This is a genomic window from Streptomyces sp. NPDC003691, from assembly GCF_053981115.1.
In genome coordinates, this window is sequence record NZ_JBSFNQ010000091.1 from 18702 (window position 1) to 28102 (window position 9401).

Consider the following 9401-nt stretch of genomic DNA (forward strand, 5'->3'; position numbering starts at 1 on the left):
CTGAGCTCTGGATGGAGTCTAGGGTGCGGCTCCAGTGTTGCGCCACTCTCCGGGGTCGTCAGATTTCTGTTGCGACGGCGAATGGTGTGCGGCTTCGGCGGCTGAAACCGCGAGCCGGTGGCCGGATCTGTGTCATAGGCCTCCGGCAAGTGCCGGACGGTTTCGGGCTGATGCCGGGCTCCGGATCCGGTCGCGGCGTCCGCACCGGCTCGCCCTGCGCCCATGACCTGCGCTCATGTGATCGCCTGTCGCCCGATGCGCGGGCGGGTGGCCGGGGCGGCGGCCACGGTGATCGTTAGCGACTGGTGGCCGTAGGGGGCACGGTCTCTGTGTGCGTACTGAAATCAAGCCATTCGGTGAAGGGGGCCGCTAAGATTTCATTAAGTGCTCGAACTTCGTAAAGTAGTGTTCGACGGCGCCAAGATCCTTGAACTGGGAATCAGTATCGGGGTCTACTCGGGAGCACAGCAGCCGACCCTCCACACCCGCAACCGGAGCCGTTGATATATCGGTTTCCGGTGTTTCCTGTACTAGTTTGCGGGCAATGGTAACCGCGTTGGTGAACAGGTGAAAAGGGGTGAACGCTTCTGTATTCAAAGGCCAGCGGCCGCGAATCAACCGAGTCCGTACGCGCGTTGTCATGGAGGTGCGATGACGAGTCAGGTCGGCGGTCAGAAAGACTCACAGGTACTGGTATTCGGCAGAACCGCCGAGAACATGCCGGGAAACCGGAGACCCGGCGGCGCGGAGTCGCGGCGTGACCAGGTCCTCACCACGAAGGTCGGCCTGCACATCCCCGTGGGGCTCGCCTTCGAGGAGTGGGAGCGTGCCGGCCGCCGGCTCTCGGGCCTGCTCAACTCGTCGTCCTGGTGGCTCGGCGACTGGCTGGTCTACGGGAAGGACCAGTACGCCGATCGCTACGAGCGGGGTATCCGCGCGGCCGGCCTGCAGTATCAGACGCTGCGCAACTACGCCTGGGTGTCCCGGCGGTTCGAACTGAGCAGAAGGCGCCCCGAACTGAGCTTCCAGCACCACGCCGAGCTGGCTTCGCTGCCCGCCGACGAGCAGGAGACCTGGCTCGATCGCGCGGAGCGGAGGAAGTGGAACACCAAGCAGTTACGCCACGCCATCCGGGCCGAACGGGACGCCGGTTCCGGACGGGTGAGCCCGGCGGCCGCGACGCGCCGGCTGGCCGTGCCCGATCACCGTATCCAGTGGTGGCACCGGGCGGCGGCCCAGGCCGGCACGGAGCTGGGGGAGTGGGTGACGGCCACCCTCGACGCCGCGGCCAGCCGGGTGCTCGAGGAGGGCGACCGGCCACTGCCTCTCGAATGACGGCCGGACCCCGGGGGAGCCGCACCGGCGCGCGGCTCTCCTGCCATGGTTGGTGACGTCAGGGCAGCCGGTTCATGAGATTCGCCGTCTCGGTATGACGGGTACAGCCGCGCGCGGCGAACGACCCGACCACCCGGTCGCGGACTTCGGGGCGCTGCTCCTGGCTGAGTTTGAACATGCCCTCGGCCCTGGTCACCCGTATCCGGAAAGCCCCCACACCGGGCAGAATTTTGCGGAAGTATTCCAGGGATCCACTCATGTCCCAGCCGTATCCGAATTCCTTCTCGAATGCCTGGACCGTCGCTCGTACGACGTCGAGGGTCTGCTCTCCCGGTTCGATTTTCTCGACGCTTCCGTGCACATGCACCGAAGTGAAGTTCCAGGTGGGCGCGGCCGGTGTGATGTCGTACACCGTCGGTGAGACATAGGCGTGCGGTCCGGTGAAGGAGAGCAGGACCGCCGAACCGGTCCGCAGCGCCTTCCAGTGCGGATTGGCCCGGTTCATATGGCCCAGCAGGGGGACCCCGGCCAGGTGCTCGGCGGGCACTCCCGTCCACTCCGGGTCGGTGATGACGGGCAGGTGGGTCGCGAACGGCCCGTCGGCGGGGCCTCCGTTGCTGGCCATCAGCGCCAGGGGGTTCCCGCGGATGAGGTCGGCCATCCAGGAGGCGTCTGGCGCCCGGTAGTGGCTGGGGACGAACATGCGGCACTCACCTTTCGCGGTGCGGAGAGGAAAGGAGCTACGCGGTTTCGACGAGATGGCGCGCCGTGCGATGTGCGGCATTTCCCGGCATGGCCGGTGTGTTGTCCTGTCGACGGGACAATCGGTATGTCATTATGATCCGCCTCTGTTCCCGGCGCAATGCCGTCCCCATCGTCAGAAGAATATGAAAGCGGCAAACTCGCCGAATTGGCAGGGGAAATGGACCGGCCGAGGACCTTCCGGCCGGATTGAAATTCACGACGGAATTCGCGGAGCGGCAGCATGCTCGAGGCCCGGACGGTGTCCGGCCGCGCCGCCGGAGTCAACACGGAGGTACGGCACATGGCGACCCGGAAGCGCCGCACGGCGATACGGAAGAGAACCGGAGCGGGTGCGCTGGTGGTGGCCGCCGCCATGGTGTTCACCGTGCTCACGGCACCCGCCCCGGCGCTGCGGAACCTATCCGCGGCCCCCGGCCGCCCGGCCACGCAGCGGGCGATGGACGCCGCCGTCGCCGCGGGTGTCCCCGGCATCACCGCCGAGGCACGGGACGCCGGCGGGGTCCGGAAGCAGGTATCGGGCAAGGGCGACCTGCGGACCGGCGCACCCCGCGGCAAGAACGACCGGTTCCGGACCGGCGGTGTGACGGGCACCTTCGTCGCCACGGTCCTGCTCCAGCTGGAGGCGGAGCGCGAACTCTCGCTCGACGACTCGGTGGCGCGCCATCTGCCCGGCCTGGTGACGGGCAACGGCAACGACGGGCGCAGGATCACGGTCCGGCAGCTCCTGAACCACACCAGCGGCCTCTTCGACTATCTCGCCGACCGCGAGTACGCCGAGACCTATCTGTACGGCGACGGCCTGCTGGCCCACCGCTACGACACGGTGACCCCCCGCCGAAGGCTGGCGGCGGCCCTGTCGCACGGGCCGCTGTTCGCACCGGGTGCCGGACACGCCTTCTCCACCACCAATGACCTGCTGGCCGCGCTGATCGTGGAGAAGGTCACCGGGCAGCGCTACGAGGAGGCCGTACTCGACCGTATCGTCGAACCCCTCGGGCTCACGGCGACGTCGTACCCGGGGAACCGCTTCCGCCTGCCCCGGCCGAGCAGCCGCGGCTACGCGAAACTCTTCGCGGAGCGGCCGGAGCGGATCGACGACGTCACCGAGGTGAACGGCTCACAGCTGTGGGGCAGTGGTGATCTGGTCTCCACCGCGGCCGATCTCAACCGGTTCTACCGGGCCCTGATGCGGGGCCGGCTGCTGCCGCCGCGGCAGCTCGAGGCCATGAAAACGACCGTCGACAACCCCGCCTTCCCGGGCGCGGCCTACGGGCTGGGCATCGAGCGCTACCGGCTGGCCTGCGGTACCACCATCTGGTACCACGACGGCGCGGTGCCCGGCTGGCTCACCCTGGCGGCCACGACGGAGGACGGCGGCCATCAGTTCACCCTCAACCAGAACGCCGACTGGGGAGCCGCGACCGTACTTCCGGTGGTGGAAGCCGAGTACTGCGCCGCGCCGTCGCCGCGTCCGGCCCGGACGGTGCCCTGACCCGGTCCGGTCCGGACGGTGTGCCGCGGCGGTACGGTGGCGCCCGCCGTGCCCCGGCATGGTCACGGCGGTGCTCAGCGGCCGGCGGGCGGGCCGAACCAGGTGCCCAGAGCGGCCCGCAGGGCCGAGCGGCCGGGCGCTCCGGCATCGGCGGCCCAGGCGACATGGCCGTCCGGGCGGATGAGCAGCCCGGCCGGGGCGGGGATCCGGCCGGCGTCCGGTACGGCCCAGTACTCGTCCTCGGCCCGTGCCTCGACCAGGTCGACGCGATCGGCCCAGCCTCTGGCCACCGCGGCCGGCCCGGCGTCGCCGTGGAGATCGAGAAGGACCGGGCGGGCGGCGTGCAGCAGCTCATGGACGCGGACGGTGCCGCCGGACGTCTTCAGCCCGGCGTCGGGTACCCGGCGCCCCGCCAGCGGGTGGGTACCGGCGGCCGGATACCTGACGTCCAGCGCCGTGATCGCGTTCCGCAGGGCCCGGTTGACGTCGTCGAAGACCATGAGCGAGCCGAACACCTCGCGCAGCGCGTCCGTATCGGTGCCCGGACGGGCCAGTGCCGCCTGTGCCCGGGTGTTGTGCAGCACGCGCTCCGCCACGGGGTGGCGCTCCGTGTGGTAGCTGTCCAGCAGACTGTCCGGGGCCCGGCCGAGGACCACCGAGGCGAGCTTCCAGCCCAGGTTCACCGCGTCCTGGACGCCCAGGTTCAGCCCCTGTCCACCGGCCGGGTAGTGGATATGCGCGGCGTCGCCCGCCAGCAGCACCCGGCCGTTCCGGTAGCGGTCGGCCTGCCGCGCGGCGTCGCCGAACCGGGAGATCCACCGGGGGTTCCGCATGCCGAAGTCGGTGCCCGCCAGCCGCACCAGTGACTCCCGGAGCTTCTCGTACGTCGGCGGCTCGTCCGGGTCCGCGGCCCGGTCGTACTCGGACGTGATCACCCGGTGCCAGCCCGGTTCGAGGGCGATCGCCGAGTAGTGGCCTTCGGGGCAGCGGCGCATAAAGACGAAGTCCTCCGGAAGTCCGGGGAGTTCTACGTCGCCGAGTAGCGCGGTCATGGTGGCCGGTGTGCCCGGGAAGCCGATGCCGGAGAGCTTGCGCACCGTGCTCCGCCCGCCGTCGCAGCCCACCAGGTAGCGGGCGCGGAGCGCCGCCGGAGCCGGGGACGCGGTACGGATCCCGACCGTCACACCGCCGGGGTCCTGGCCGACCTCGCAGACCTCCGCCGCCCGGCGCATCCGGACACCGAGTTCGGCGCTCCACTCCTCCAGCAGGCGTTCGACGGTGTCCTGGAGGATCGTCAGGGGCAGCGGCTGCCGGGACTCCAGCCCGTCGAAGTCGAGCCAGAGCCCGGAGAAGTGCCCCACCGGAGTGAGTTCCCCGAGGGCCAGAAACCGGTCCAGGACCCCGCGCTGGTCCAGGACCTCCAGGGTCCTGGAGTGCAGTCCGCCCGCCCGTGACTCGCCCGTCCGCTCGGCGAGCCGCTCGACGACGACGACATCGGCCCCCGCGAGCCGCAGCTCACAGGCGAGCATCAGCCCTGTCGGCCCGGCGCCCGCGATGACGACGTCCGTGTCCGTTCCGGTGCTTCCCATACCGCTCCCTCGTCCCGGCGTACCGCTGCAAACGACGAACGCTCCCCACGGTCATGGCGGGGGATCAGCCGGTCAACCCGGGGCGGATCCGGTACCCGGGCCGGCCGCCCGTCCCGCCGGCGGGACGCGACGGCCCATCACCGGAACCGCGCGGAATCATCCCGGGCCCGGGTGCCGTTCCCGCTGTCGACCCGCACTCACGCAAGTGCGCACACACCACGACGGGCGTCCGCCGCCCCCGCCGGGGCGGCGGACCTCTGACCGGGGGAGCCAGTGATCGAAACCGTATTCCGGGGCGATGTACTGCCGGTACGGGACCGGTTCGACTCGTGGCGGGAGCTGGTCCGCACCAGCCACGCGCCCGTGGACGTCTGGAGCGACCACAGCGACGACTTCAGCGCCACCTTCCGTCTGCTGGACCTCGGCCCGGTCCGGATCACCGAGTTCACCTGTCCCTCCGTACGGTCCAACCGCACCGCGCGGCATATCCGCCAAGGGGATCCCGAGGGGGAGGAGCACGCCGGACGGAGCGCGGCAAGGGCGCCGGGCACCGCATCGCGGCAGCCTCATCGCAGCGTGATCCCGCACCCCGGCGGCCCGCGGTTCCGGGCCCGCCGCCCTGCTGCCGCCGGTCCCCGTCCGGTCGCGGCACCGATCGCACAGCGCCGTGCACCGGGCGTGCTCCGCTCCCCGTTCCCCCTTCACCTCTGACTGTTCACAGGAGGAACCTGCCATGAAGACGAAGATCGCGGCCGTGGCCGCCGCCGGCCTCGCCGCCGTCGCCATGTCGTCCGGACCCGCTCAGGCGAACGGCGGTGACATCCAGGTGGCCGGCAGTACGTCGATCCAGCCGCTCGCGGGCGAGGACGGCTGCATCTACGGCGCCCCCGGCGACGGCTGCTTCTACCACTTCGGCGACAAGATCTGGGTCAAGGACAACGCGGCCGACGGCCTGCGGGTGATCGTCGAGTACAAGTTCAACTACGACCGCGCGCCCGGCGAGTGCCACCAGGTCGGCGGTGCCGGTACGAGCGGTGAGTGCAACTACCAGATGTGGGAGGGCGGCAAGATCAGCATCCGGGTCGTCACCCGGGACGGCGCGACCGGACCGAATGTGCACCAGAGCCCGTGGAGCCCCTACCTCAAGATCGGCTGATCCCCGGGGGAGGGGGTGCCGCGGAGCGCGGTGCCCCCGCCCCTGTCCGTTTGCCTGTCGGTCCGCCGGCCCGGGCGGAGAGCCGGGGACGAATGCTCCGGGGATTCGGCTTCACTTCCGCCCCATTGGTCAAGCGGGAAAGTCCCGTATTCAAGGGCATATCACTCGCACCCCCTTGTGATTGGTCTGCACCAATGCGATTCTCAGGTGCAGACCACCGCCTCAACCCCCCACGGTCGGGGCGGTGTTGCCCGTTACTCCCGACGGCCCTACACGTACGAGAGTGAGCTACACATGTCTTCCACCCGCCGCCGCCTTGCCGCTGCCTCCGTGGCCGCGTCCGCCGCGACCTTCGTCTCCCTGATGCCGACCCCCGCCAGTGCGCACGGCTCCGTCTTCGGCCCGGTCAGCAGGGTTGCCGCCTGCTTCGCCGAAGGCCCGGAGGCACCCAAGTCCAAGGTCTGTAAGGACCTGGTCGCCGACTCCGGGACCCAGCCGCTGTACGACTGGAACGAGGTGAACATCGCCAACGCCAACGGCAGGCACCAGGAGATCATCCCCGACGGCAAGCTCTGCTCCGCCAACCGTGTGAAGTACCGCGCCCTGGACTGGGCCCGCAGCGACTGGCCCGCCACCAGCGTGTCCGCCGGGTCCTACAACTTCAACGTCCGGATCACCGCCGCCCACCTGGGCACCATGACGATGTACATCACCAAGCCGGGCTTCGACCCGACGAAGCCGCTGAAGTGGTCCGACCTGGACCCGACCCCGGTGGGCCAGTACGCCACGCCGCGGGCCACCGACAACGGCTACTACCGCTTCACCGGCACCCTGCCCGCCCGCACGGGCCGCCACATCATCTACAAGGTCTGGCAGCGCCACGACAGCCCCGAGGCGTTCTACGGCTGCTCCGACGTCGCCTTCGGCGGCTCCGCGAGCGCGGCCGGTGCCCCGACCGAGGCGAAGATCGACGCGGGCGCGACCCGTTCGACCGTCAGCCACGCGGGCCACGGCGGCGACGAGCACGCCCCTGCCCTGGCCTCCGCCGAGACGCAGCCCGCCGGGTCCTCCCTGACCGGCACCGCGGCCTGGGCGGGCGGCGCCGCCGTGTTCGCTGCGGGCGCCCTGCTCTTCGGCCGCAGCCGCCGCCGGACGAACTGAACCCGGACGGCCCGCGGTCACGCACCGCAGGATTGAACCGGCACCTCCCCGGCCGCACGGCCGGGGAGGTGCCGTGTTTCCGGCGCCGGGCGGACGGCGCTTGTCGCCGCCCCCGCCCCGCGCCGGGACCGGTTCCGGGGCAGAGGACACGATCAGGCCGGCAGTGCTCGACGAGCCCTGCCGGCCTTTCGCATGCGCGGGCACCCGTGCGCGCACCGCACCGGAATAAAGACTCCCCTTCAAAGGGTCGGCCGGGAGGCGCGAAAAGTTCCCGGTGATTTTCGAGGACTGAATCACATCGCTCGCATTGAGTGCGGCACCCGGCGAATTGGATAATGATCCACAACGACCGCACTTCGGGTGCAAGGATGAAGCCAGTCATGGACGCCGGTTGGTATGTGCGTACGGTGCGGGCCGCGTTGTTCGCGGCCGTGTGCGTGCTGCTCGCTGCCGTCGGACACGTCGTCATGTCGGGTTGTGCCGTGCCCTGGTGGACCCTTCTCGCCGGAGGAGTGGCGACCGGAGCTGCGGGCTGGCTGTTCGCCGGCCGTGAACGCGGACCGGGGACGATCGTGGCCCTGGTCGTCGGGGCCCAGAAGGCGCTCCACTGGGGCTTCGCGCTCGCCCAGTCGGCCGCCGCCCCGTCCGCCCCCGCCCCGTCCGCCGCCGGCCACGGGGCGTGCCCCATGGGCCCCGTGGCAGCCGCGGGCAACGGCGGGCACGCCATGCTCATGCCGATGCCCCCGGGCATGGGACACCCGACCCGCCCGGCCGACTGGCTGGCGAACGGAATGCCGTCGCTCGGCATGTCCGCGGCCCATCTGCTGGCCGCCGTGCTGTGCGGCCTCTGGCTGGGGTACGGAGAGCGGGTCGCGTACCGTCTGCTGCGCGCCGTGGCCGGATGGCTGGCCGCGCCGCTGCGACTGGTGCTCGCCCGGCCCGCGCTGCCGCGCCGCCCCCGCAGGCTGGGCCGGCGGTCCCGCTCGCGCTGGGCACCGTACCGCCTGCGTCTCGTCCACGCGATCACCACGAGAGGGCCGCCCCCGGGGACTGCTGTCGTCTAGCACAGCAGGTTCTCCCGAGGCCGCTTGCGGGTGTCGTCGACACCGGCCTCGGTTCACGGCCGTGCCCGCGCACGGTCGTTCTCCCCTCTTACTCCTGCCGGAACCGGCGGCTCTCCGTGCCGCTGTTCCCTGCGTGATTTGCGAAGGACACCACATGCTTGCTCCTGCCCTGCCCGCATTACCCGGGCGCCGGAAGAGACGTAAGAAGCATGGCAAGACCGAGGAGGCCGATCAACTGATCACCGGGTGGGCGCTGGCCGCCCGGGGCGGCGACGCGGACGCGGTCGAGCGGTTCATCCGCGCTCTCCACTGCGATGTGCTGCGGTACGTCGCCTATCTGAGCGCCGACCCGCAGTCCGCGGACGATCTGACCCAGGAGACGTTCATCCGCGCCCTGGGCAGTCTGCACCGCTTCGAGGGCCGTTCCTCGGCCCGTGCCTGGCTGCTGTCGATCGCGCGCCGGGCCGTGATCGACGATTTCCGGCGCGCCGCGGCCCGCCCCCGTCTCGCCGACCGCCAGGACTGGCGCCGGGCCGCCGAACAGACCCAGCCGGTCGACGTACCGGGGTTCGAGGAGGGCATCGCGCTCCTCGACCTGCTGGCCGCGCTGCCCGACGAGCGCCGCGAGGCGTTCATCCTCACGCAGCTGCTGGGCCTGTCCTACGCGGAGGCGGCCGATGTCACCGACTGCCCCGTCGGGACCATCCGGTCACGGGTGGCCCGGGCCCGCGGGACGCTGCTGGCGCTGCTCGCCGACCCCGAGCGGCCCCGGTCGGACGGCGACGAGCCGCTGCCGCCCGCCCGGCCGGGCCGCCCGGTGGTGCCCGTACTGGCCGGCG

9 protein-coding genes are annotated in these 9401 nt (G+C 71.0%); 7 read left to right on the top strand and 2 right to left on the bottom strand.

The window, feature by feature from the left end; genetic code table 11:
* Window positions 1-717 precede the first annotated feature (717 nt).
* The gene (locus tag ACWDR0_RS29265; protein WP_456354806.1) at window positions 718-1335 is read left to right on the top strand and encodes an LmbU family transcriptional regulator; all 618 of its coding nucleotides are present in this window, start codon (window positions 718-720) and stop codon (window positions 1333-1335) included.
* A gap of 58 nt (window positions 1336-1393) precedes the next feature.
* On the opposite strand, the gene ACWDR0_RS29270 is transcribed toward ACWDR0_RS29265, so the two are convergent.
* The gene (locus tag ACWDR0_RS29270) at window positions 1394-2038 is read right to left on the bottom strand and encodes an FMN-binding negative transcriptional regulator (RefSeq protein ID WP_456354807.1); all 645 of its coding nucleotides are present in this window, start codon (window positions 2036-2038) and stop codon (window positions 1394-1396) included.
* 282 nt (window positions 2039-2320) lie between these two features.
* Here ACWDR0_RS29270 and ACWDR0_RS29275 point away from each other — a divergent pair, with 282 nt between their 5' ends.
* Window positions 2321-3592 (top strand): serine hydrolase domain-containing protein, encoded by a 1272-nt coding sequence (locus tag ACWDR0_RS29275; RefSeq protein WP_456354808.1) that lies wholly within the window; start codon window positions 2321-2323, stop codon window positions 3590-3592.
* A 74-nt stretch (window positions 3593-3666) separates the two neighbouring features.
* Here the strand turns inward: ACWDR0_RS29275 and ACWDR0_RS29280 are convergent, their stop codons facing one another.
* On the bottom strand, window positions 3667-5181 hold the full coding sequence (locus tag ACWDR0_RS29280) for an FAD-dependent monooxygenase (RefSeq protein WP_456354809.1): 1515 nt from the start codon (window positions 5179-5181) through the stop codon (window positions 3667-3669).
* A gap of 273 nt (window positions 5182-5454) precedes the next feature.
* On the opposite strand from ACWDR0_RS29280, the gene ACWDR0_RS29285 reads away from it, so the two are divergent.
* The 5 genes from ACWDR0_RS29285 to ACWDR0_RS29305 form a co-directional block, all read left to right on the top strand.
* Entirely contained in the window at window positions 5455-5892 is a 438-nt protein-coding gene (locus ACWDR0_RS29285) for an AraC-like ligand-binding domain-containing protein (RefSeq protein WP_456354810.1), read from the top strand.
* 22 nt (window positions 5893-5914) lie between these two features.
* Window positions 5915-6337, top strand: a complete 423-nt coding sequence (locus tag ACWDR0_RS29290; protein WP_456354811.1) for a hypothetical protein — start codon at window positions 5915-5917, stop codon at window positions 6335-6337.
* A gap of 294 nt (window positions 6338-6631) precedes the next feature.
* The gene (locus ACWDR0_RS29295) at window positions 6632-7498 is read left to right on the top strand and encodes a lytic polysaccharide monooxygenase auxiliary activity family 9 protein (RefSeq protein ID WP_456354812.1); all 867 of its coding nucleotides are present in this window, start codon (window positions 6632-6634) and stop codon (window positions 7496-7498) included.
* Window positions 7499-7878: 380 nt separating this feature from the next.
* A complete protein-coding gene (locus ACWDR0_RS29300; RefSeq protein ID WP_456354813.1) occupies window positions 7879-8562 on the top strand; it encodes a hypothetical protein in 684 nt (227 codons plus the stop codon).
* Between the two features lie 154 nt (window positions 8563-8716).
* On the top strand, window positions 8717-9401 hold a 685-nt coding region (locus tag ACWDR0_RS29305), incomplete at its 3' end, for a sigma-70 family RNA polymerase sigma factor (protein WP_456354814.1).